Annotated in this window: 15 protein-coding genes; 2 read left to right on the top strand and 13 right to left on the bottom strand. The window is 34.9% G+C overall.

The window, feature by feature from the left end; all coding sequences use genetic code 11:
- Positions 1-64: 64 nt before the first annotated feature.
- The 7 genes from ACE01P_RS20855 to ACE01P_RS20825 form a co-directional block, all read right to left on the bottom strand.
- Positions 65-2074 carry a cytochrome c biogenesis protein CcdA gene (locus tag ACE01P_RS20855; RefSeq protein ID WP_379700977.1) on the bottom strand — a complete coding sequence of 670 codons (2010 nt, stop codon included), beginning with the start codon at positions 2072-2074 and terminating at the stop codon, positions 65-67.
- Between the two features lie 234 nt (positions 2075-2308).
- Positions 2309-5080: a M16 family metallopeptidase gene (locus ACE01P_RS20850; protein ID WP_379700976.1), complete on the bottom strand. Its 2772-nt coding sequence runs from the start codon at positions 5078-5080 to the stop codon at positions 2309-2311.
- 83 nt (positions 5081-5163) lie between these two features.
- Positions 5164-6297 (bottom strand): redoxin domain-containing protein, encoded by a 1134-nt coding sequence (locus ACE01P_RS20845; RefSeq protein WP_379700975.1) that lies wholly within the window; start codon positions 6295-6297, stop codon positions 5164-5166.
- A 182-nt stretch (positions 6298-6479) separates the two neighbouring features.
- Entirely contained in the window at positions 6480-7682 is a 1203-nt protein-coding gene (locus tag ACE01P_RS20840) for a redoxin domain-containing protein (protein ID WP_379700974.1), read from the bottom strand.
- 66 nt (positions 7683-7748) lie between these two features.
- The gene (locus tag ACE01P_RS20835; protein WP_379700973.1) at positions 7749-9152 is read right to left on the bottom strand and encodes a RagB/SusD family nutrient uptake outer membrane protein; all 1404 of its coding nucleotides are present in this window, start codon (positions 9150-9152) and stop codon (positions 7749-7751) included.
- A 17-nt stretch (positions 9153-9169) separates the two neighbouring features.
- Positions 9170-12766: a SusC/RagA family TonB-linked outer membrane protein gene (locus ACE01P_RS20830; protein WP_379700972.1), complete on the bottom strand. Its 3597-nt coding sequence runs from the start codon at positions 12764-12766 to the stop codon at positions 9170-9172.
- Between the two features lie 211 nt (positions 12767-12977).
- On the bottom strand, positions 12978-14129 hold the full coding sequence (locus ACE01P_RS20825; protein ID WP_379700970.1) for a FecR family protein: 1152 nt from the start codon (positions 14127-14129) through the stop codon (positions 12978-12980).
- 279 nt (positions 14130-14408) lie between these two features.
- Between ACE01P_RS20825 and ACE01P_RS20820 the strand changes: the two genes are divergently transcribed.
- Entirely contained in the window at positions 14409-15020 is a 612-nt protein-coding gene (locus tag ACE01P_RS20820) for an RNA polymerase sigma factor (protein ID WP_379700969.1), read from the top strand.
- A gap of 122 nt (positions 15021-15142) precedes the next feature.
- Here the strand turns inward: ACE01P_RS20820 and ACE01P_RS20815 are convergent, their stop codons facing one another.
- Positions 15143-15898, bottom strand: a complete 756-nt coding sequence (locus ACE01P_RS20815) for an MBL fold metallo-hydrolase (RefSeq protein ID WP_379700968.1) — start codon at positions 15896-15898, stop codon at positions 15143-15145.
- A 103-nt stretch (positions 15899-16001) separates the two neighbouring features.
- On the opposite strand from ACE01P_RS20815, the gene ACE01P_RS20810 reads away from it, so the two are divergent.
- Positions 16002-16877 (top strand): LysR substrate-binding domain-containing protein, encoded by an 876-nt coding sequence (locus ACE01P_RS20810; protein ID WP_379700967.1) that lies wholly within the window; start codon positions 16002-16004, stop codon positions 16875-16877.
- A 65-nt stretch (positions 16878-16942) separates the two neighbouring features.
- Here the strand turns inward: ACE01P_RS20810 and ACE01P_RS20805 are convergent, their stop codons facing one another.
- The 5 genes from ACE01P_RS20805 to ACE01P_RS20785 form a co-directional block, all read right to left on the bottom strand.
- The gene (locus tag ACE01P_RS20805; RefSeq protein WP_379700966.1) at positions 16943-18850 is read right to left on the bottom strand and encodes a sialate O-acetylesterase; all 1908 of its coding nucleotides are present in this window, start codon (positions 18848-18850) and stop codon (positions 16943-16945) included.
- 159 nt (positions 18851-19009) lie between these two features.
- A complete protein-coding gene (locus ACE01P_RS20800; protein WP_379700965.1) occupies positions 19010-20659 on the bottom strand; it encodes a DUF5597 domain-containing protein in 1650 nt (549 codons plus the stop codon).
- Between the two features lie 113 nt (positions 20660-20772).
- Positions 20773-22983, bottom strand: coding sequence for an endo-1,4-beta-xylanase (locus ACE01P_RS20795; RefSeq protein WP_379700964.1), 2211 nt, complete (start codon positions 22981-22983; stop codon positions 20773-20775).
- 15 nt (positions 22984-22998) lie between these two features.
- Complete coding sequence (locus ACE01P_RS20790) at positions 22999-24369, bottom strand: glycan-binding surface protein (protein WP_379700963.1); 1371 nt, start codon at positions 24367-24369, stop codon at positions 22999-23001.
- A gap of 31 nt (positions 24370-24400) precedes the next feature.
- Positions 24401-26032 carry a RagB/SusD family nutrient uptake outer membrane protein gene (locus tag ACE01P_RS20785; RefSeq protein ID WP_379700961.1) on the bottom strand — a complete coding sequence of 544 codons (1632 nt, stop codon included), beginning with the start codon at positions 26030-26032 and terminating at the stop codon, positions 24401-24403.
- Positions 26033-26041: the final 9 nt, after the last annotated feature.

Below are 26041 nucleotides of genomic sequence, written 5' to 3'. Positions count from 1 at the left end.
GATTTGAAACTCCTTTAAAAAACAAGAACCTCCAAAATCAAATTGAATTTGGAGGTTTTTTATTTTACTTTTTAAAGTTCTTAATTCCGCTTTGAAGCCAACCGTAATACTCCTCAATATTCGGATTATAAGCAGATGATTCTGTCAAGTTAGCACTATTATGATCGACAATTACATAAAACGGCTGTGCATTTGCTTTGTAGGTTTTAATCTGTAAATCGCTCCATTTGTTTCCAATGGTTTTAATCTTTTTTCCAGTGGTTTCAGAAACATATTGTTCGTTTTCTGGGAGTTCCTTTTTATCGTCTACGTAAAGCGAAATCAAAACCACATCATTATTTAAAACGCCTAAAACTTTCGGATCTGACCAAACCAATTCTTCCATTTTTCTGCAGTTTACGCAAGCATATCCTGTAAAGTCTAATAAAACTGGTTTCCCAACTTTTTTCGCATATTCCATTCCTTTATTATAATCATGGAAAGTGATAATATTTTGCGGACCATACTCTGCTCCTTCTGGTAAAGAACCAGTTATTTTTAACTCGGAATTACCTGAAACACCAAGTCCATTTGGAGATTCGCTATATTGCATCGGAGGAGGAAATCCGCTGATTAATTTTAACGGCGCACCCCAAAGTCCGGGAATCAAATAAATCGTAAAACTTAAAACGATTAATCCGAAACCTAATCTTCCAACCGAAATATGATTTAAAGGAGAATCATGCGGCAACGTAATTTTTCCGAATAAATAAAAAGCCAGCATTCCGAAAACGGCAATCCAAATCGCAAGGAAAACTTCTCTTTCTAACCAATGCAATTGTAAAACTAAATCGGCATTGGATAAAAATTTGAAAGCCAAAGCCAATTCTAAAAATCCTAAAACAACTTTAACCGTATTCAGCCATCCGCCCGATTTTGGCAATGCGTTTAACCAACCTGGAAAAGCAGCAAATAAGGAAAACGGCAATGCAATGGCAATCGAAAACCCTAACATTCCAACGATTGGCGCGATTCCGCCTTTTGAAGCCGCTTCAACCAATAAAGTCCCTACGATTGGGCCTGTACATGAAAATGATACAATCGCTAAAGCCAAAGCCATAAAGAAAATCCCGATCAGCCCTCCTCTATCGGCTTGCGAATCTACTTTGTTAGCTAACGAACTTGGTAATACAATTTCGAAAGCGCCTAAAAATGAACAAGCAAAAACGACCAATAAAATAAAGAAAATCAAGTTAAACCAAACGTTAGTTGAAAGTGCATTCAATGAATCTGCACCAAAAACGGCTGTTACAATTGAACCTAATAAAACATAAATAATTACGATTGAAATTCCGTAAATCATGGCATTTCTGATTCCCGCTGCTTTGCTTTTACTCTGTTTTGTAAAAAAACTTACCGTCATCGGAATCATTGGAAAAACGCAAGGTGTCAACAATGCTGCAAATCCTGATAAAAAAGCTAAAATAAAAATCGTTAGTAATCCTCGTGATTCCGTTTTCTTTGGTGAAGTTGCAATTTCTTGTTTTGATTTTTTTTCTTCAATCTGAGAAACAGATTTTTCTTCCGTTATTACAGAATCCTTTTTCACGATTGCAGTTTCTTCGGCGGAAGCCAATTTCTTTTCAGTCGGAATTTTAAAAGTCAATTCTTCTGTAGACGGCGGTAAACAGTTGCTGTCGTCGCAAACCATAAAATCTACTTCTGCAGAAATATTGGAAATATCGTCTGAAATGAATTTGATTTTTTGTGTAAAAAGTGCTTTATCTTCGAAATATTTAATTTTCATATCGAAGATTTTATCAACCGTTTCGTGTCCTTTGTCTTCGGTCGTTTTTCCGATTAATTCGAATTTTTTCGGCTGATTTTTAAAAGTGAAAGCCGTTGGTGAAGGTCCGCCTTCTTCGATATATTGTCCGTACAAATGCCAGCCAGATTGTATTACGGCTTTTGCTTTTAAAACATATTCTTTATCTGAAATTTTCTCAACAGTTGTCGTCCATTTTACCGGATTGTACATTTGTCCGAACATGGAAAACGAGATCAATAACAGGAATGTAATTATGGTATTTCTCATTGTTTTTGGATTAAATTTTTGAAAAAAAAGAGCTGTCGGCAAAACAGCTCTTTTGGTCTTTCACAGAAAATGGCTTACTAATTCAGATTCTAAAATGAAATAATGAAAGACGACTATTAAAATTGAGTTTTCAGTCGCAGTCGCAGTCGCAGTAGCAAACTTGTCAAAGTTTGAAACTTTGACAAAGTTGAAGTTTCAAAACTGAAAACTGTGACTGAGACTGAAAACTAAAAACTATTTCTCAAGCGAACCAGATTTGATAATGATCATTTTATCCAGCTGAATGTATTTCTTAATCGCATCGTTTACCTGCTGTAAAGTTGCTTTGTCAATATCTTTTGGATACTGATCGATGTAACTTGGTTCTAAACCTCTTTCGATAAAACTTAAAATCGTTCTCGCCATTCCGCTTGTCGTTGACATTCCCACTTTAAAACTTCCGATTAAGTTCGTTTTCTTATTTTCTAATTCTTCAGCTGTGATTCCATTTTTTACCCATTTGTCAACCTGAACCATTGTTGCATCCAAACCTTTTTGAAACAAATTCGGATTGAAAGAAGCGTTTACAAACCAATAACCTCCCGTTTCGATATTTCCTCCTAAACCAGAAGAAATGTTATATGTTAAACCGTCATTATCACGAACAGTTTGCATTAAACGTCCTGCGAAACCTGCACCTAAAGTGTAGTTTCCAATGTAGAATGGAATATAATCGGCATCGGCTCTTTTTAAACCTGTAAATTGTCCGATATACAATTCTGCACTTGGTTTTTCAGGAATAATTACTACTTCTGTTTTTGCTGCAGCTTTTGTAGCTTCTTCAAATTTTAATTTTTCAGTTACTCCGCCATTCCAATTTTTGAATGATTTTTTTAATGAAGCGTTTAAGTTTGCTCCATCAGTATCACCCACAATTACTAAACGCATTGAAGCTGTTCCGAAATATTTTTTGTGGAAAGCTTTTACTTCATCCAAAGTTGCATTTTTGATGTTCGCAATATTGTCTTCCACACTTAAGCTGTAATTTGGATTTCCTTTTGGATAAATTGCCTGAGATAAAGCAATGCTTCCTCTTTCGCCTGGATCATTCAAATCTTGCTGTGTATTTCCAATAAACTGTTGTTTAAGATTTTCGAATTCTTTCGCATCAAACAACGGATTTCTTAATTCTTCTGCCAATAAAGTAATTACTTGATCTAGGTCTTTTTTCAAACATTTAAATCCGATATTGATTTTAAAAGTCGAAGCATTTACATTTAATGTAACTCCTAATTTTTGCAATTTTTCTGAGAATTTAAACTTGTCATTTAATGTCGTTCCTTTTGACAACATTGACGCTGTTAAAGCTGGAATTACATCATTTTTAGTTTCGCTTGAATAATTTCCTAACGAAATACTTGCTGCAACCGTAACAAAATCTTTTGCTGAGGTTTTTACCGAAACTACATCAATTCCAGATACTTTTTCTCTTTTAAAAGCTGAAGCCGATTTCTCGATTAAAGTTTCTGCAGCAGCAATTTCTTCTTTTAAATTATTTGTTGAAAATGAAGCAGATGCCGTTTCTTCATGAATATGTCCTTCTTCTGAATGTCTGTAATAAAACGGACCATTTTCTGGCATATAATTATTCGCTTTCGCTGAATCATTATTCTGGTTTCCAGATTGTTTCGGAATAAAATATCCTGTTGTGCTTTGATCTTCAACCAAATATTTATTTGCAACGCGTAAAACATCAGCCGGAGTTACTTTTTTCAATCGGTCAACTCCTGTAATATAATCTGTCCAGTCGCCAGCAGCGATAGATTCGTTTAATTGTGAAGCAATTACGCCAGAACCATCACGAGCCAAAATAGTCTGCGCACTAATTTTTGCCACAACTCTATTTACTTCATCCTGAGTTACACCTTCTTTCTGAATTTTAGCTACAACTTCACTGATTTTAGCATCAATATCTTCATGCTTTGAAGTCGTTGGAAAACCAACACCAATCGTGAAAAGTCCAACTTCTTTAAAATTGCTTGCTTCGGCATACGAGTAAATTCCTAAACGCGTATCAACGAAAGTTTTGTTTAAAATCGCTGAAGGGCCAACACCTATAATTTGAGCCAAAATATTCAACGCTGGAAGATCTTCATGCAGAGCTCCTGGAATTTTATACGCTTTGCTTACAACGCCCAATTCGCCAGGTTTTTTTACTGTAATTTTACGCGCTCCATATTGCTGAGGTTCTTCCGTATAAGGCTGAGGCATTACGTTTGGCGCTTTTGTAATTTTCCCGAAATACTTTTCGATCAATTCAAAAACATTCTCTTTTTTGAAATCTCCAATAATGGTTAAAGTCGCATTATCTGGCCAATAATACGTATTGTAGAAATTTTTCAATACTTCAATCGGCGCTTTTTCGATATCTGATTTCCATCCAATTGTCGAGTGATGATATGGATGTGCAATGTACGCCGCAGCCCAAATTTCTTTATCTAATAAACTATTCGGATTGTTTTCTCCTCGCTCAAATTCGTTGCGCACCACCGTCATTTCTGCTTCTTTATCTTCTTTTAATAATAAAGAATTACGCATTCTGTCGGCTTCAATTTGAATGGCCAATTCGATTTTATCACTCGGAAGCGTTTCAAAATAATTCGTACGATCGTACCAAGTTGTCGCATTTAATTGTGCTCCAGTATTTTGCAAAACATCAGTAATCGTGTTTCCGTTTTTCTTGTTGAAACTTGGAGTTCCTTTAAACATTAAATGTTCTAAAAGGTGCGTCGAACCCGTGTTTCCTAAAACTTCGTGTTTAGAACCCACGCGATATACAATTTGTACCGTTGCAACTGGCGAAGCATTGTCTTGCAAAAGCAAAACATTCATTCCGTTTGGCTGATATAAATATTCTTCAATTCCGCCTAGTTCTTTTATTTTCTTAAAATTTACAGATTTACCCTGCGCTGACATAAGCGCGCAGAAAGCTAATGAGCAATAGCCCAGAAAGATGTATTTTTTCATTTTTTGAGAGATTTTTTTTTAGTCGCAGTCGCAGTATTCAGTCTCAGTTTAACTGGAAACTGAGACTGTGACTGAGAACTGATTTATGATTTGCTGAAAATTTCTTTTAATTTAGATTGCAATTCAGCTTCTCTAAGGTTTTTAGCTACGATTTTTCCGTCAGGTCCAATTAAGTAGTTCGTTGGAACCATTTTTACTCCGTATAAAACTGCAGCTTCATTTTGCCAACCTTTTAAATCAGAAACATGTGTCCAAGTTAGACCGTCTTTTTCGATTGCTTTTTCCCAAAGTTTCTTTTTATCGTCTAATGAAACTCCCAAAACATCAAATCCTTTGTCGTGATACGTTTTGTAAGCTACAACTACGTTCGGATTTTCTTTTCGGCATGGACCACACCAAGAAGCCCAGAAATCTACTAAAACATATTTTCCTTTATAGTCTGATAATTTCACTACTTTTCCGTTGATATCCGTTTGAGAAAAGTCCAATGCTGGAGCGCCAATTGCTGTTTTGTCATTCAGGTCAATTGTTGTTTTTAATTTTTTTCCGTAAAATGATTTTTGAATTTCTGGAGATAAAATTCCATAATATTCTTTTACTTTTTCTGGAGTTCCGTAAGACACAATTCTGTCTTCAATTACTAAAGCTCCTCCCAAATTGTCTTTGTTCTTTTTGATGAATTTGTCTGTCAAATCATCCGCGAAAGCGCCAAGATCTTTCCATTTTTTATCCATCATCGTTTGCTGTTCTGGAGTTAATTTTACTTTTCCTCCTTGTGTCAATGAATCTGATAATTTGTAAATTGGACCTGCGATTTCTTGTATTTTTTTGAATTCGTTATCGTAATATGATTTGTAGAATCCGTTTTGTGTAGCGCCCGTTACTTTCGCTTTAAAAACAGAATCTTTTTTTGCTTCGATTGCAATATCTTCATTGTCTAAAAGAAAATATGCTCCATATTCTTGTCCTTTAATTTTAACGGTATGAAATAGAGGTTCTCCTGTTTTTCCAGTAAAAGTAAATGCACCTTCTTTTACCTCAGCAGAATCGATTATTTTTTTATCTCCTTTTTCGTCTGCATATTCTAAATAAACGATTCCTTTATCTAATCCTGCAATTTTCCCGTTAATTGTATATCCTTCTTTCTTCGCGCAAGAAGTAAATGCCGTCGCCATTGTTAATGCGAATAGGCTAGATTTTAAAATTGTACTTTTCATGTTATATTTTTTTGTTTGTTATATTTTTTTTAGTTTTCAGTCTCAGTCGCGGTTTACAGTTTTTGCAGCGACTGAGACTGAGACTGAAAACTGCGACTTAATAATTTGCGATGTTTTTTTTAGTTTGCAGTCACAGTTTACAGTTTTCACTGAGACTGAGACTGAAAACCGAGACTAAAAACTTAAGATTTCATAAGTTCTTTCAACTTAGCTTCCAATTCTGCACCTCTCAGGTTTTCTCCGATAATTACACCTTTACCGTCTACTAAATAAGTCGCAGGAATTGCTTTTACGTTAAATGATTTACTCACTTTATCGTCGTCTAGCAGATTGTGCCATTGCATATTTTCTTGTCCAAGTGCTTTCTGCCAAGCTTTTTCGTCTTTATCAATTGATACGCTTAAAATTTCGAATCCTTTTGGAGCATATTCTGCGTAGGCTGTTTTTAAGTTCGGAATTTCTTTTCGGCATGGACCGCACCAAGAAGCCCAAAAATCTACCAAAATGTATTTTTTTCCTGATACGATATCTTTTGCATTAAACATTTTTCCGTCTTTATCTTTTAATCCGAAATTAGCAATGCTTGTTCCTACTAAAGATTTCGGATTCAAATCTTTATCTACAATCTGACCGTAGTAGCTTTTCTTCGCAGCTTCAGAAAACTGCTCGTAAATTGGCTTTTGCTCTGGAGTAAAATAACTGTATGAAGTCATCATAAAAAATGGTCCCCACCAATTGGTTTTATGTTTTTCGATCAAGTTTTTCGACAATAATTCTACTTTCGTGAAAAATGCTTTTTCGTCAGCTTCAAATTTTTTCCATTGTGCTGTATTATAAACAGAATCTAATAATTTCTTGTTATTTTCTTTTTTCGCTTTTCCAGCTAAATTACTAAGTTCATTTATTCCAACATGATACGCTGTATAATCAGCTTCTAATTCTTGTTTAAAAGCCGTTTCTTTCGCATAATAATCATGTGATTTTGAACCTTTAATTGTTACATCTTTAAAACTAATCCATTCTCCTTCTTGATCTGAAACTTTACCAGTCGCTGCAATTTGTATTTTTGAATTTTCGACCATTACAGAAATATTTCCTTTGCTTTTACCAAAGACAACATAGAAAAAACGAGGTTCTTTTAATTTTCCTGTGAAAGTAAATTTCCCGTCTTTTAATGCCGTTTCAGCAACTGGAAGTTCAGATGAATGCGTTGCGCCCGGAACCAATTTTACAGCTGTTCCGTCGGATAAACCAGTGATGTTCCCTTCAATTGTATAAGAAGTTGCAACTGCTGAGGTTGCTTTTTTCTTTTGTGCCTGAATGTTGATGGAAACCATAAACAAACAAAGACAGAATCCTAAAATTTTGTTTTGAATTGCTTTCATTTTTTGATTGATATTTTAGAAAAAGCTTCCCTTTCGGGGAAATCTAATCGGGAAGCTTTTAGATTATTATTTGTCTACGTTTTGTGTAATTGTACCGTTTCCTGGATTTTGCGTTGCTCCTTGTGGGAAAGGCGATGTCCATAAATGAGAATCTGAAGATAATGTGTACGTCGTTCCATTTACAACTTTGCTAAAACTAACTTTATAAACTCCTTCTGCGTTTAAACGTCTTGCATCTGCATACGGAATAAGAGTCTGTACAGATTCGTTATTTTTTGTTCTGAAAATAGCATTCAAAGCAGTTGTTTTATCTGTAGTTGCAATATCTTGATACGATGCTGGAAGAATACGTGTTTTACGAATGGCGTTCAAAATTGCTAATGCTTCACTAATTTTATTATCACGTGCCAAACACTCCGCTTTAATTAAATAAACCTCAACAGTTGTAAGTCCGCCGAAATTGTACATTCCAGATAATATCGAATAGTAATAAGTGTCAGCTCCCACAGTTCTTATTTTCCAACGAGATTTTAAACGTAAATCTCCCGTTTCAAAACGTGCCGCTCTTTCTACTGGTATACTTGGTTCTCTTCCTAATGAACGACTTGAACCGTGTCTGAAAACATAATTTTCAACATTGTTATAACCCATTGGAGATACAGCAGTTGTGTATGAATTTGGCACATCTATAATCGCTTTATTAGCTTCGTAAAACGCTACCCAATCAAATAATTTATTATTTTCCGCTAATGCCAAATCTGCATATTTTAAAGCCTCTGTATAGTTATTCATTTGCAGATAAACTCTCGAATAAAAAGCATAACCAGCTCCTAAATTTGGATGCAAAGCGGTTTGAGAAACTTTAGGCAAATAAGGCAATGCTTCTTTGATATCATTCAGAATGAAATCATACATTTCCTGAATAGTTACCTGTTTGCTTGGCGCATTAATATTGGCACTTGTAATTAACGGAACTGATAGTTTTGTTGCCGCTGTAGAAGCTACATAAGTATCGGCATAAAAATTAGCCACATAAAAAAAGTTCATCGAACGCATTATTTTTGCTTGCGCCCAAACTACTCTCTGTTCTTGCTCAGTCGCTTTGGTTGTCGAAAGCGCATTTTCAATAATTAAATTAAAAGCTGAAATTCCGCTATAAGCTGTATAATAATATGATTCGTCTGAAACTTTCAATGCAATACGATCTGCACTTTCGTCCCACATATAATTAGCGTTATACAGTCTATTGCTTGTTAGTGTAGCAGCTGTTACAAATTGGTCATTAAGTACATGATTTGCGCCCAAGATATCTAATCTTGTATTGTATTCGTCACGCAAAAAAGCTTCATAATCTGCTAATGTTTCTGGCGATTTTGCTCCTTTTGGAACATCGCTCAAATAATCATCGCAAGATGCCAAAGTCAATCCTAAAGCCAATAAGCACGCTACTTTTTTATATATATTTTTCATCGTCTAGTCTTTATAAATTAGAAATTAACATTTACGCCCATCACAAAACTTGGAGATATGAAACCGCCTAACATGTATTTGGCATCTCTACTTTTAGCAAAAGTGTATACGTTTTCTGCGTTCAAATTGAATCGTACTCCGTCTAATTTTACTCTTTTAATAATGTCTTTTGGCATTTGATACGCTAACGAAATGTTGCTCAATCTCAGATTTGAAGCATCCAAAATATTGATATCTGCATAAGAATAAATAGTGCGAGATTCTGAATTAAAATCTGCTTCATATTCGTAAACCGCTCTCGGAACATTAGTAAAAGCCTCATCACCTGGTTTCATCCAACGATTTGCAATATTATTGTTCACCGGTGTAATATCTGTTACATAACCCCCAAGTCCGCCATTGTAATTATTAGCCAACATTGGAAGGAATGTATTTTTTACTTTATGTCCTAACTCATAAATGAAAAGAGCTGAAAGTGAGAAGTTTTTATAATTTGCTGAGGTATGGAAAGAACCGCTGTGTATAGGAACTGTCGAACCATAATCTTTAATTGCATCCAATTGTCCAGGATTATATTTCACCGCTGTACCCGAAGCATCATAAACTTGCGGAATTCCTGTATTGCTTAAACCAGCCCATTGATAACCATAAATACTGTTAAAACTTGTTCCAACTCTAGGATAAGCTTGCGGATAATCTAATTGTAAATAATAGACAGGCGCTTTTACATTTACATAATCAACTGTGTTTTTATTATAGGCATACAAAACAGCGGCGTCCCAAGAAAAAGAAGGCGTTTTTACAATTGTTCCTCTTAAAGTAGCTTCGACACCTTTGTTCGTCATTTCTCCGTTGTTGAGATAATAGGTAGAATAACCAAATCCTTCCGTTGGAATTCCTTGACTGCTTGCTAATAAATCCTGACCTTTTTTCTTGTATAAATCTAGAGTTCCGCTTAATCTGCTTTTAAAGAATGAAAAATCTAAACCTATATTGGTTGTTGTTGTTTTTTCCCAAGATAATTCAGGATTTGGTCGTTTCCCTACACTTCCATAAGTTCCTCCAACATTAGCATTAGCATAATAAAAAGCTGTTAAATAAGGCGCAGAATCTTTGGCTATATTTCCTGCAATACCATAAGAACCACGAAGTTTAAGAGCATCAACCCAAGCAACATCAAAAAACGATTCATTGTTAATATTCCAACCCGCACCTACAGACCAAATTGGCTTGTTTTGGTATTTACTGTCTGTTCCCCAAAGATTAGAACGATCCCAACGAATACTTCCTGATAATGTATATCTCTTGTCATACGTATAACCTCCTGTTGAGTAAACCGAAACGTAACGGTTTTGCAGTTCTTTTTCTAATCCAAAATCCTCGTTTTGTGACATATAACCGCTAAAGACAGATCCATATACTTTTAATAAATCGGCCTGATTTATCGCTGTAAAAGATAAAGCTTGCGCATCGTAACCATAACGTGTATTATTGCTATACTCTTGTTTTGAATGACGGATTTCCATACCTGCAATCGCAGAAAAATCATGCTTTTCTGCAAAAGTCTGATTGAAATTCAATTGCTGACGGAAATTATAAGCATTAGAAAACTGATTGGTTTCTTTGATAATATCTCCATAAGGCAAGTTGTAAACCGCTTTGTTGTTTGCAATTGTCACCAAACCATTTACTTTGCTTCTCACATAATATGATTCTCTATCAAATAATTGGCTTGCGCGATCTGAAGCAAATTCATATTGGAACATTGCATTGTAAGTAAACGCATGGCTAAACTTCACATTAAACTTAGCAAACGTTCTGTTTAAGAAGTTTTTGTTTTCAGTTAAATTTCTTCCTAATTCATCCATTGGCGTAATATCCATGTTATAAAGACCGTAAGTTTGCATAGAATTAAGCGTGAAATTGTTGTAGCGAGAAGCAGCAGTAGAAACAAAATTGCTTCCATCGGCATTAACCAACTGATTATATGGTTGCCATTTATAACCTGGATTAGCTGGTATTGTAGTTGGATTAAGAGGATTATAATACTGAGTATCTCCGATTCCGTAATTTAAATAAGTACCTAAATCTAAAGACAGCCAGTGGTTAATTTGCGTTGAGTTTTTCAAATTAATTCCAACCGTTTGGTTTTCAGAATATCTGTCTTCTAGCTGATTGTCTTTATAAGTAATCGATGCATTAAAAGTATTGTTTTCGCTCGCTTTACCTAAACTAAGGTTGTGCTGCATAAAATATTGATCGCGTTTTGCATATTTTGCTACATCATCATAATATTTATAACCTTGAGCCCCCAATTGATTCAAACGATTATTCATATCTGCTTGCGTAATATTTCCTGCATAGCCATTTAAAATAGTCTGCATTCCTAAACTTGTAAACACAGCATTATTCAATAAAGACTGTGCATAAGTAGCCGAATTAGCAGTTTTCAAATTTGGATTTCCGTCTGCCCATCCTCTTTCTAAACCAATAATATCAGCAGAACTAGTAAGATTACCAGTATAATTTCGGTAAGGTGTAACGGTTAAATTACTTGAAAATGAAATATTTGTTTTACCCGCTTTTGCTTTTTTCGTTGTAATTACCACAACTCCATTTGCGGCACGAGCACCATAAATAGAAGAAGCTGCGGCATCTTTTAAAACCGTAATTGTTTCAATATCTTCTAAGTTTAAACTAGGTAGATTCTCTTCGATAGTCGCATAAGGCGTTAATCTAGTATTTTCAACTGGAAAACCGTCAATAACATATAACGGAGCCATAGCATTAGCATTCATAGATGTCGTTCCACGAATTTTTCCATCCTGATATCCAACAATACGTCCTTCTAAAATTTTATCTAAACTGCTTAAACGTTGTTCTTGAAACTCTTTTGCTTTTAAACTTGAGAAAGATCCCGTTGCCTTTTCTGCAGTAATTTCCTGATAACCTGTTTTTAATACAATCCCTTCTAATTCCTGAACATCTTCTTTTAAAACAACATTAATCACGCTTCTGCCATCAACTTTAATCTCTTGTCTTACATATCCTAAATATGCAAAAGCTAAAGTCGTTTCACTGCTTACCGCAATAATCTGATATTCACCATTAAAATCGGTATTTACACCTCTTCCAGAGCCATTATCAGAAATCGCTGCACCAACTAAAGGCATTCCTTTTTCATCTGTTACTCTACCTTTTACGATAAAATCGGCAACAGGTTTTTTCTCTTCAGTTTTTTCTACAGAGATTTTTCTAGGCGTCAGAACAATATGATTTCCTGACACTTTAAAATCGGTACTGGTATTATTAAAAATCTTATTTAAAATAACTTCAATTGAAGCTTCGTATGCATTTACGTCGATTACTCTGTTTAAATCTACAGATCTTACATTGTATACAAATCTGTAATCTGTAGTATATTCAAGTCTCTCAATCACTTTTGCAACGGTCATGTTGCTCGCATTAAAAGAGATCTTGTTTTTTTGAGAATAAGTGGTTCCGGCGTGCATTACTGTTAGGGCAGTTAGCAGAAATAATGTGGTCAATTTCATTTTCAAATCAAATTTCAAAAAAGGCTTATCAAACCTGATTTTGTTCAAGAGTTTTTTCATACTTTTAAATGTTTTTTTTAATGTTGGTTGGTTAATTAACTGACCGATATTCCACCGGGAAATGTTGGCGCATTTTCCGGTTTTTTTATAACGATCCTTTTCATTTTGGATTTTTGTTACATAGGCGGGGTTATTTTAGATTTTAGATTTTAGATTGCAGATTTTAGATTTTCCAATCTTTCTTCCTGTCTCTTTTTTCTACTTTTTATCTTTATTTAATTGTAATCTTATCTTGGTCAATATTGTAATCAATCGCATAACTGTCGCTGAAATATTTCAAGACTACTTCAATCGGTTCGTTATCAAAACGAGCATTGAAAATTTCTCTTCCAAGTGTTTTATTTCTGTTGATGAAAGTCACATTGTATTGGCGTTCTAACTTTTTGATAATATCATCAAACGAAGCATTTTTAAAAACCAAACTTCCTTTTACCCAATCCGTATAATAATCGGTATTTACCTGTTCGATTTTAATTTCGCTCTGCCCTTTTGGAGCCGAACCTTTAAAACCTGGCGTTAAAAAAACCTGATTTTCACTTGTTTTCTGATCTTTGTAAAGCGAAACTTTACCTTCAACCAGCACAACATCAGTACTGCTATTATTACTATACGAGTCTACATTGAACTTAGTTCCTAAAACCTCAACATTAACTTCCTGCGCATTTACCGTAAACGGATGACTTTTGTCTTTACTAACTTCAAAATACGCTTCGCCAGTTAAATACACTTGTCTGTTTTTATTTTTGACAAACTGAACTGGATATTTAAATGAAGTTCCAGAATTTAAATGCACCAAAGTTCCGTCTGATAATTGCACATCAAATTTTTTCCCGTACGGAATTTTTAAAGTGTTGTAAACCAATTCTCCTTCAGCAAAAGCTTTATTATAAACCAATCTGTTTTTTTCTTGTTTTCCGATGATATTTCCGTCTTTATCTGTAACATTTTTTTCTTCAGAAATATCAATATTTTCAGATGCTCCGTTACCAAATTGTAAAACAATTTCGTCCACTCTCGGCACGATAACATTTTGTTTAACTTGTTCTGAACTTGAATTTTTATAGAAATAAAAACCTCCCAAAGCCACAACTAAAACCGCAGCATATTTGTAATAAGATGAAAATCTCTTTTTATAAAAAACATTATTTTCTTTATTGATTCGTTCTGAAAGCTGTTTTCTAACTTCAGTCGAATCAAAAGTGTTCAAAGTAGAATCAATTGCATAATTGGTTTGCACAAAATCCTTAAATACAATTTGATTCTCTTCGTCTTTTAACCACGCAGTTAACTCCTCAATTTCTTCCTGAGAAGCCTGATTTGTGATAAATTTAACAATTAGTCGCTCTGACTTTTTCACTGTCATTTTAGTCGTTTTTAATATTATTACGAAGCCAAAAAACAAAACCCTAACAATTTGATAAAGTTTTTTTCATTTTCATGAATATTTTATTTTTGACAAGTCTTTTCTCTCAATAAAACTCGACTAATTCAGTAGAAATTATAAGATAAAAGATTTATATTTGCATTTTGTACCTTTTTTATTTGTAATAATTTTCAAATAGAAAGGCAAAAAAAAGGTCGATTTGATCAAATTCAGTTTACTTTTTGACCTCAAAAACTATTAATTTATATATTTGTTTTTATGAAGATTGATGATTACAGCGATAATATTACTCTAATTGAGTCTCTACGAAATGGAGATGAAAGCGCTTACACGTATCTTATCGACACCTATCATCATAAACTTTGTGTGTATGCTAACAGCTTGGTTAAAAATGTTTACAGCGCCGAAGATATCGTACAGAATGTTTTTATTAAAGTTTGGGAACAGCGTACGAGATTAAAAACAGATCATTCTTTAAAAAGTTTTCTTTATAAACTGGTTTACAATGAATTTATCGATTTGTATCGAAAAAACCAGTCTTTATTTTCGCTAGAAAAATCATATTACGATGCTTTAAACGGAATCGTTCAGGAAGAAGATTCTGAAGCTTTTCAAAGGGTTTTGAATGCAGTGAACAAAGAAATTCAAAACTTACCGCCAAAATGCAAAGAAGTTTTTATTTTAAGTAAAAAAGAAGGTTTAACCAATATTGAAATCGCAGAACATTTGGATGTTTCGATCAAAACCGTTGAAGCACAGATTACAAAAGCGTTCTCAATTTTGCGTACTTCTTTGGAAGAAAAAGTAAAAAGCGTTTTGTTTCTTCTATTTTCTGCTAAAAAAAAATTCAGACTAAATAATTTAATCTGAATTTTCCTTTTATTATTTAAAGTATAAACAAGTATCTTTCTTCTTGCCTCTTGCTTCTTTTTTTCAACTCAAAAATAGAAATCTTGTTTCTAGCTTCTTTTTTCTATTTAACTTCTTTTTTATCAACTCGCTTTTTCCAAATCGCTTCTTTCTTCGGCAAAATCTAAAATTGGTGTTTTCATATCATGATACAAAAGCACTTTCCAATTTTCGTCTTTAGCTTGTTGCTCCCATTTTTTTCTTGATTCCATGGCACGTTTTCCGTCGAAATCTGTTTTGTAAGCAACAGGGAATTTTAAATATCTTTTTTGTGGCAAATCATCTGCTCCGTAAAAAACAATTTCGTCATCTGCCTTAATCCAAAATACTTGTTGAAATTTGGTATGTCCTGCTGTAACTTCAAAGTAAATTTCGTCAGTTATATTACCGCTGTCTTCATTTAATAATTCAACGTTTGGCAAATTTTTCAGCTCATTTAATATTTCTGGAATGTAAGACGGATTTTGCAATTGTTCTAAAGCGAAATCTATTTCTCGTTCTTGAATATAAATTCTCGCATTTGGAAAATTTTGAACGAATTGATTATTTTCGAAATAACCGATTCCTTCAATATGATCTTTATGCAAATGCGAAACCAAAATTTTAGTAATCTGTTTAGGTTCGATATTATTTTTTCTCAGCATTTCATGAATAAACGGAACGCCGTTATTGACAAATCCTAAACCGAAATCTATTAAAATAACATCATTATCTGTAATAACAAGAAAAGGCTGAATGGCCATTTTTAAACCCATTTCGGTTGTATTCTCTGTTAAAAGCTGAAATTCTTTTTGAGAATTGACGATATAATTTCCTTCTTGTAAAGCTATAATTTCCATTTTGTTTTACTTCTAATTTTACAACAAAGCAAAGTTCTTAAGAATTTCTATATTTGTAAAACCTTATTTTTCGATATAATCAATCGATAAAACCGATTTAGAAATGGAACTTCGTCAACTAAAATATTTCCTAAAAGCAAAAGAATTACTGAATTTTACAGAGGCCGCTTCGGCACTTTTCATCAGTCAAAGCACACTATCACAACAAATAAAACAGTTAGAAGACGAACTTCAAGTGCCGCTTTTTAACCGAATCGGAAAAAGAATTACGCTTACTGAAGCTGGAGATTTGTTTGCCGTTTATGCACAACAATCGGTCAACAAAGCTTCTGACGGACTCGAATTATTAAAGGATTTAAATAAACTCGAAACTGGAAAAGTAGCCATTGGCGTAACATATGCGCTGCGTCACGTAGTTACAAAAGCATTGATTTTATTCAGCTCCGAATATCCAAAAATCCAGTTCGAAATTATCTTTGGAACTTCGCAGGAATTAATTCATAAACTAAATCATTTTCAGCTTGACGTTATTCTAACTTTTGAAGAAATTGCTTCTGAGGCGCATTTCAAATATCTAGAATTGTTTACTTCGCCAATGGCTTTGGTTACCTCATCTGAAACTTCTTTAAAAAATAAAAAGACCATTTCGCTTGAAGAAATTAGCACACTTCCTCTTGCAATGCCTGCTGGCGGTTTCAGTACGACTCAATTTATCAGCAAGGCTTTTGAGAAAAGCAATTTACATCCAAATGTTACGATTGAAATAAATGATATTCCGACTTTATTAGAATTAATTAAAACAGGAAAATGGCATACGATTTTAACGAAAACTACAATTGAAAACGAAGAAGATTTGTATGCAATTCCGATAAGCGGTAAAAACATGACGCGAACTGCGATGCTTATTTCTTTGAAGGAAGTTTATGAGAAAAAAGCGGTTACGGCTTTCTTGAAAATATTGGTGGAGAATTTGAACTGAAGTTTTATTAAGCCTAAAGAATTTCTCGCAAAGACGCGAAGTCGCGTCTTTGCGAGATTAAAAAACTACCTCAACTCTGCTTCAAATGGCGAAGCGGGCAAGTTTTCTTTATTGTACAAATTGGCTTCAACGGGATTATCTGCCCAAGCGTAACGCACTTTTACAGGATTTGAAACAGCATCATTCCAAACTACAATTTTATCGCCTTCGATTAATGCTTTTGCCCAAACGAATTTTCCATCTGAGCCTGCAACGGCGAATTCTTTTAACTCAGTTCCGTTTTTGATTTGAAGTCCTGTTCCAATGTCAGAAAAACTTAAAATCAGTTTGTTTCCGTCTTTTTTCATAGATTGAAAAATTGGACCAGAAGCAATTACATTTTTATCGCCATAAACTATTTTTCTAGCTTGAAGCGACAATCTTTTTCCAACATCATATTTATCTAAAGGATGAATATCGTTCCATTCGCCCAAATCTATTGTTATCGCCAATCCTGTATTTGAGACTTTCAGCGTATTCAATTGCTGTTGTCTCAAAGCCGCCCAATTGCTTTCTGCTGGTTCTGTTTTTGGTTCCATGAAATTTGGAAGTTGTACCAATAAAAACGGCATTTTTTCCTGTTTCCATTGTGAGCGCCAGTTCGAAATTAAGGTTTCCATTAAAGGTCCATATTCTAGTGGCTTTCTTGTATTGGCTTCGCCTTGATACCATAAAACACCTTTTATTGGATATTCTTTTAAAGTCGCGATCATAGCATTGTAAAGTCCGACAGGTTTCCAGCGCACAAAAGTCTGTCCTGGAAGCGGTTCCATTTTTGAACCTAATTTGTATTTCCAAGTTCCTTTTAAATCGATGGTTTTATCGCCAATAATCAGCTCATAAAGTTTATCGGTTACAAAACCTCCTTTTCCAGAATTGTTGATGATTCGAACGGTAATTTCATTTTTTCCTTCTTTTAAAATATCAGCTTTAAAAGAATAAATTCTTGGCGGATATTGGTACGAAGTTGTTCCAACAAAACGTCCGTTTACAAAAACTGAATCGGCATCGATAATTCGTCCTAAAATTAATTTTGCCTGATTTTCTTTTACTTTTTCGAGAACAAATTCTTTTTTAAACCAAACAGAACCGTTTGTTTTTCCGAGTTCTCCATCAGCCCAATAACCTGGAATTTGCATTTCTTGCCAATCTGAAATATCGATAGAATTTGCCCATTTATTTTTAAGTCCAATATCGGTCGTGTTCAATAATTTATACCATTCTGAACTGACTTTACGATCGTTTTCATCGATTTGTTTTTCAAGTTTTCCATCTTTAAACTTCAAATATTCCTGATAATATTCTGGAAACTTTTTAATGTTTTCTTCGCTGATCCAAGATTCTGCAGGAGAACCGCCCAAAGCGGCATTGATTAAACCAATTGGAATTTTATACTTCTCGTATATTTCTGAAGCGAAAAAATAGCCAACCCCGGTAAATTGTAAAACGTTTATAGGATTTGCTTCAACCCAAGAACCAGATGAAAAATCGTTTCTTTCTTTTGCAAAATAATATTCATCAGGAACTAAAAACTGACGGATATTCGGATTAGTCGATTTTGCAATTTCCTCTTTGTATTTGTCTTTCAAACGATCCATTGGAAGTTCCATGTTTGATTGTCCTGAACAAAGCCAAACATCTCCAAAAAGTATATTTTTCAAAACAATTGTATTGGATGCTTTTAAAGTCATTTCATACGGTCCGCCTGCTTTTTGCGATGGAAGCTGAATTGACCATTTTCCGTCTTGAGCGGTTGTGGTGTTGTATTTTTTTCCTTTAAAATCGAGTTCTATTTTTTCATTTGGCGACGCCCAACCCCAAATATTGACTTTGGTATCGCGCTGTAAAACCATTCCGTCGCTTATAAGTCGCGGAAGTTTTATTTGAGCATTGATGCTAAAGGTTATTAGAAATGCTAGTAATACTTTCTTCATATATATTGTTTTTGTTTTTTTTTCGCCACGAATTCACGAATTTTTCTAATGCCTGCTTTGCGGTTAATTATTCAAATTAAACGAATTTAATTCGTGGAATTAGATTATTATAGACAACGTATTGTATAAAAAATTCGTGAATTCGTGGCGAAAAAAGCCCTATTCATACGTATATAATTTTATTTTTTGGATTTCGTAATCGCCAACAGAAATTCTCAAATGTCTTCCTTGATGCGTTTGATCTCCGTTAAAATGTCTTATCGTTCTCCAAACTTCGTTTTCGAATTTACCAAAATCTGTTTTTAGAATTCCTGCGTTTACATTTTCTTTTAAAGGTTTGAAAGTAACGACAATTCCTGATCCTGAAATGTAAAATTCATCTTTAGCCATTTCGATAATAATCGCACTTGACATTGGCCAAGTTTCTGCTTTTGCTCCGTCAGACCAATTTAAGGTATAATCATGTTTGAATGTAAATTCGTAATCACCCATTTTAATAATCTGCGTGTTGTTTTCTTTGTCTAACAAAACGCCATCGATTTTTCCTTGTCCTTTGTATTTTTCAATTGTCGGAGTTAGCTGTTTTACCAAATCATAGATTTTGCCTAGAGGTTCTTTTTTAGCATCGGCGACAGATTCTATTGAAAACGGAGAAAATCCGATTGCTTCATAATGTCCGATTGCGTAAAACCCTTTGAATGGCGCAGTTTCATCAAAACGATGTTCTGGAATAAAAAGCGGATCGCCTTGACGCGTAAACAAATCGTTCCATTGTTTGAATAACGGATTGTAGAAATCTGGCGCTAAAAAATCGATCGAATTTCCAGCTGCTTTCCAAACATCCATAAGGTGAGGCAACGGTCCTGCACTTGGATATTGTCCCGGTTTTTTTTCTGGCGCATTCAAAGCGGCGTTGACAAACATCGGAATTGGATAAGCGTCTTTTCCTGCTTTGGCAACGATATTGGTGAATTTAGAAAAATACCAAGCCATAAAAATTTCGTCTGTATGCAATCCTTTTCCAAAAATTTCTTCCCAGTTTCCTTTGGTTTTGAATCCGTTTTTCTTCCAGATTTCTAAAAATTCTTGAACTAGTTTTTGCTTGTTTTTTTCTAAATATTTGATCAATTCTTCTGGAACTGGTTTCTGAAACGCAGCATTCGCTAAAGCGTGATAATCGCGAGCCGTTGGTAACATTCCAATTTCGTTTTCAACCTGAATCATGATCACGGTTTGGTCTTTTTGATCGAAATCTTTAATATGTGCCATCAGTTTTTTGAAAGCATTCAAATCGGCTTGAAGATTATTTTCGCTGAAAGGCGTTAAAATTTCATGGCTTTTATTTTTATCGTCTTTAACTCTCGGATATTTTTTCTGATTGAGTTTTACCCATTCAGGCGCGTGACTCGACATACTATTTTTCCAAGATCCGAACCAAAGAAAAACAAGTTTTAAGTTTTCTTTTCGTGCGCGAAGAATTAGATCATCAACTAACTGAAAATCAAATTTGCCCTCTTGCGGTTCTATCAATTCCCAATAAATCGGGATTAAAACCGCGTTGAGGTTCATATCGGTCAATTTAGACCAAATGGGTTCCATGCTTTCCATACTCGTAGCAGAAGAATTTCCTAATTCTCCGCCTCGTATTAAGAATGGTTTTTGGTCGACGATTAACTGTGTTTTGTTTCCTGCTTTTTGTAGATGAGGTATGTTTTGACTAAAACCAAACTGTATCGTTAGCAATGCTAGGAGAAACAATTTGCTTTTGGTAAAAACTTTTATCGGGTTTGTTTTAAGATTGAAAGCCATTTTGTTTTGTTTTTGCTCTGAAAATCTTGAGCTGTAAAAGTTAAGAAAATAAACAATCCATAGCGCAAACCCTTTTTCAGATTTGCACTATGGACATATTACTAATTAAATATTTAAGGTTTTTGTAACTCTCCTGAGAAACCTAAACTTACATCTTTTCCGGCGAGACCATCTGCTGCGCCTTTGTAAGCATGTTTACGAACATAATTTGCATCCCAAAGATTTGGAGATTCGTTTGGAAGCCAGTATTCATGTTCTTTAGAATTATCTGAAACTCCCCAAATCGTAATTCCGTATTGTTGTGCTGCAGGAATGTATTTTTTGTACATATCAATAACATACTGGTACATTTCTGCTTGAGAAGCTTGTTGTGCAACTGTTGGTGTAGCAGTTCCTAATCTGATGTCTAATTCTGAGATTTTAATCAGTTTTCCTGAAGCCGCCAGTTTTTGGAACATCTGAACAATTTTGTCTTTATCTGTTGTTAAACTGATGTGCATTTGCGTCCCGATTCCATCAATTGTAGCGCCTTTTCCTTCAATATATTTTACATATTCGATTATTCCATCGCATTTGTCTAATCTCGATTCTAAGTTGAAATCGTTGATGAAAAGTTTATCGGTTTCATTTCCGTATTGACGTGCTAGTTTGAAAGCCGTTACAGCGTAATCTTTTCCTAGATATTTCACCCATGAAAAATAGTCTGTAGCAGTATCTCCTTCAGTTCCGTCTCTTAATGTTCCATCTTCTTTCATTGGTTCGTTAACCACATCCCAAGAGAAAACGCTTGTTTTGTAATGTGTCATCATTTTAGAAATCCAATCGGTCATTGCATCAGTAATGATTTTGGTTTTCTCTGCTTCTGTTTTTTCAATTGTAATTGGAGCTGTAACACCTCCTCCAGTCGAAGTTCCATCGGTTACCAAAACATTATCGATGTAATACGTTCCTGCGGCTCCTCCTAAATCGAAACCAAAACCTGTTTCACCGCCTTTTGCTGTGATTTTCCATTCGACTAACTTCCAAGTCGTTGTAGTTGCTTGATCCGTTTGATAACTTGCATTTGATGATGGTGTTGTTGAACATCTTACTGAACCTGCAGCTTCAGAACGAATCATATACGAAATCGTATAACTTTTTGCTGCTACTAATGGAGAAGTAAAGGTAGTTTGAATTTGCGTTTTCCATTGGTTTCCTGCGTCAGATACAGCATTTACTACTTTCATTGCTCCGTTTCCTTCGTAAGCATTGGCAGAAGTAGCAGCACTTAAAGCATCTGCTGCTCCGTTAGCTTTACTCCATCCTGTTATTCCGGAATTAAATGTTCCGTTAGAAACTAAATTAACTGGGCCTGCGACAGCGTCAAGATCGACAACTGCTAAAGTATTTACATCTACCAAATAAGTAACATTTGGCAGATATCCTAAATCGATATTAAATTTAAAGCCTGTAGCAGCTGCTTGAAAATCGCCTGGGGCCAATTTAATTTTAACTTGTTTCCATGATGAAGTTGTAGCAAAAGCTTCGGTTTCTGAGCCTGTATTCATCCAATCTTTATAAGGATATTTGTTTTTTAATGAGGCATCTGCATCAAAAGAAATTCGTCCTTTTCCTGCTACATCTGATTTAACATAAAAAGAAATTTCATAATTATGTCCCGCTACGATAGGTACCGTAGGAGATGTTAATTGTAAATTATAGGCTAAAGAAGAAGTTGCACTAGATTCTAATTGAATAGCTGGTGTGTTTGGAGCTAAACCTAGATTGGCAACTGTTGCAATTCCTTTACCTGAATTATATTTTGTCCAACCTGTAAAAGTTCCATTTTTAACAGGTGTTAGATCTAAAACATTTATTCCGCTTGAACCTGGAATTACGGTTGGGGCAATAATACTGTTTAGATAGCTTGCATTTTGGTTCGAATGCCAAATTAAAGTGTGTCCGAAAACTTTCAAGCCTGCGCTTTTTGTTGCTGCAATGAAGGCATCTACATTGGTAAAATTAATTTCTCCTTTAGAATTTACCATGGCTCCGTGCTTCATTTCGTAGCCTGGCGTTACTTCGTCAAAATTTTCGTTTACGATTTTTCTGTAGGCTGCATCGCTCATGTACAAACTGATTCCGATTCCGTTTCCTAAAGAAAAATCAGAATAGTTTTTTAGCGGTTCGTAACGGCCTATTTTTTCTACTAAAGCCAGCGGAAGTTCAGCTCCTGTTACTTCTCCGTGCTCTGGGTCTTTTCCCCACTCCATCAAATTATCATCGCATGATGACAAAATCATTAGTGATGAAGCTATAATTGGTATGATATATTTATATTTCATTTTGTGGTTGTTGGGTTAGTTAAAATCATTGTAAACTGGCGTGTCTAGCGGTACAATTCTCCAATTGTCTGTGTATACTTTTACAGAAGTTGCTTTTGAAGGGAATTCTACTTCGCTTGTATTTCCTAGAACATCTTTCATTTTTACATCGGCATTTTCGAACCATATACCAAAGTTTTGATAAGTTGCCGTTTCACGATAAGTTAAAACAGTTTCAAATGTTGCAGCTTCTTTAGACCATTGATAAAATTTGTTCAACGGAATTGTAATAGTAGTCCATCCTGTAGTTTGAAAAGGAACAGATTTTCCGTCTACTAGCCAAGGAATATAATTATACACACCTCCAGACCATGTTCCTGCATTAAAATTATTGATGGTACATATTTTTAAATAACCTGAGTCTTTCCATGCATCTGGCACATAAATATCAAATTGAAATGCTACTTTATCAAGCGGAGTAGTTGCTGGAATATAAGGTGTTAATTGTGCTCTCCAATTATCTACACCTGTACCTCCTGTCCAAACTTCTGTAGCTCTTCCTGTAGCTGGTGCAATTGACGTGATGCGAGATGGACGATGTGGTACATATTTACCATGTGAAAGATTTCCTGCTCCTATAGATGTCGATTCTAAATCTGTTCCTAAAATCATTCCTGTAGCTGGTGGTGTTCCCCAGAAACTGTGCTGCCCAAGGCCGTCAAAATCTAAAATAATTCCTTTTTTGAAATTAAAATATGCTGGAGAATAAACGCCTCCGTTTGATGTTTCTGCATAAATTGAACCTCCTAAATCTGAAATTCCGCTTGGAACTACAACGGTAAATGCTTCTCCTTCTTCATCTGAAACGATTCCTGTTGTAACCTCAACATTTCCTGGGAAAACTACTTTACTTACTTCTGTTAAACCTGTTCCTGAAACAATAATGGTTTCTCCCGGATTTGGCATTGTATTCGACATGCTTACGATACTAGGTTTTCCTGAACGGATTTGAAAAGGGAATGTTACTTCGTTAGAATCATTTACAAAACGAATTGTATTTCGTACTGACGGATCTGCATCTGAAATTGGCGTATCTGCAGAAACGCTTACGAGCATCGAATTATTAGAAACAAAAACAACATTAAAATAGGTTGAATATCCGTTAATGTATACTTTTTTCAATCCAGCAAATCCCGAACCTTCAATACGCAATAGCTGTCCCAAACGGGCAAAACTTACTTCTCTATCTGGCACAGATGAGTTTACATCTTCTAAAAATACTTTTGTAATTGTAATCGCGCTTACTTCTGAATCGTTGTTGTCGCAAGAAGTAAACAGCATACTGAAAACCATCGTGCTTAGCAATGCGATGGGTGCCCAATACTTTTTATTTAAAATATATTTCATATTTATATCTTTTAGTTTTTTATTTCTGAAACTAGAATAAGTCTTTTATTTTCTCTTCTGTAAACTGATACGGAACAGGATTTTCTCTCAATAACGGATTCTGAACTAATTCAGATTCTGGATAAGGAAGTGTGAAAATTGTAGCATCGATTACACCAATTGCTCTTGGGCTTGTACTTTTTGAAGCATCAACTGTAACTGTATTGGTTGCTGTATCGTAAAGAATTGGAGTAATTGTTCCTCTGTTTTGAGCTGTTACATAGTTAATTACTTCTTGCTGTTTGTAGTAAGCTCTACGAACTAAGTCGTACCAGTATTGTCCTTCCATACATAATTCTACTCTTCTTTCGTGTGCAAGATCTGCATAAGTCAAAGTTGTTTTTGGATCTAAACCTGCACGGGTGCGAAGTCTGTTTACCACCGAAATCGCAGTGGCATCTGCTGTTGAGGTATTGTTTCCTAATGTTGCTTCTGCATAATTTAAGTATACTTCTGCCAAACGCAACATGTACGTATTTAGAGCAGAATTCATACGGGTAATTTTAGAATTGTCTTTTGTAGAACCTACAACTCCTTTTTTAACCGTAAGGAAATCAGCTCCGTGATCTACTGTGTAACCTCCATTTGCTTTATTGATTTCTGCATAATGATCGTTGTCTCCCATAAAAGTTGCTCTACGACGAAGATCTTTTGACTCATATTCTTGCAAAACATTGTAAGAAGCTCTTGTCCAATAACCCCAAGCGGCATCGTCCCCCGTAATGTCAGAACCTAATGCGAAATAAGCTTGCTGGGTATTGTTTACTCCAAAATCTCCGTTTGGAACCCATTGCAAGGCAAACATCGATTCTGTATTATTGTTATTGTCAATCATGAATAAATCTTCATAATTTGTCATTAAGGCGTACGGCCCAGAACTCATTACTTTTTCTGCCGCTTTTTTAGCCAAGTCAAGATATTCTTGATTGCGAGTTCCGCTATTTGGATTATCGCTTACTCCTGAAAATGATAAATAAACGCGAGACAGCATTCCGAATGCGCTGTATTTTGTTAAACGCCCAGCCTGACCAGCAGCTTCTGGAAGGTATTTTGCAGCAAATTCTAAATCGCGAATTGAAAATTCATAAACATCTTTTAACGGATTTTTATTTACAATTGGATTCTTCACCAATTCTCTCGGATCTGTAGAAATGATTACATCTCCCCATAATGAAGCCAAATACCAGTAAGCTGTTCCTCGCATAAAACGAGCTTCTGCAATGTATTTATTTTTAACAGTATCGCTCAACGGACTTCCTGAAATTCCGATAATCACGTTATTTGACTGCTGCACTACATTGTACAATGATCCCCAAGCCGAAACCAAAGGCCCTGTCAATCCTGTTTCTGTTAAATCTGTAAAAGGATAAATGTAGTCTGAGAAAGGCGCATACATGTTTGCTGCACGTCCATCTCCTAAACCATAATAAAATTTATCATTAAAATCGAACCATACTTTGTTGTACAATGGTCCCGTTGCCGCCTGAAAATCAGACTCTGTTTTATAGAAGTTTTCTTTTGTAATTACATCATTTGGTTCAACGTCTAAAATGTCGCTGCAACTCGTCCAAACAAATGGCAATGCAATAATTAAAGCCGTGTAAAATATTTTCTTTGTTTTCATTGTGCAGTT

This window comes from Flavobacterium sp. HJSW_4, assembly GCF_042436695.1.
In the GTDB taxonomy this organism is placed as follows: domain Bacteria; phylum Bacteroidota; class Bacteroidia; order Flavobacteriales; family Flavobacteriaceae; genus Flavobacterium.
The sequence above is the reverse complement of the archived record's forward strand: the minus strand, read 5'-3'. Positions and strand labels throughout refer to the sequence as shown.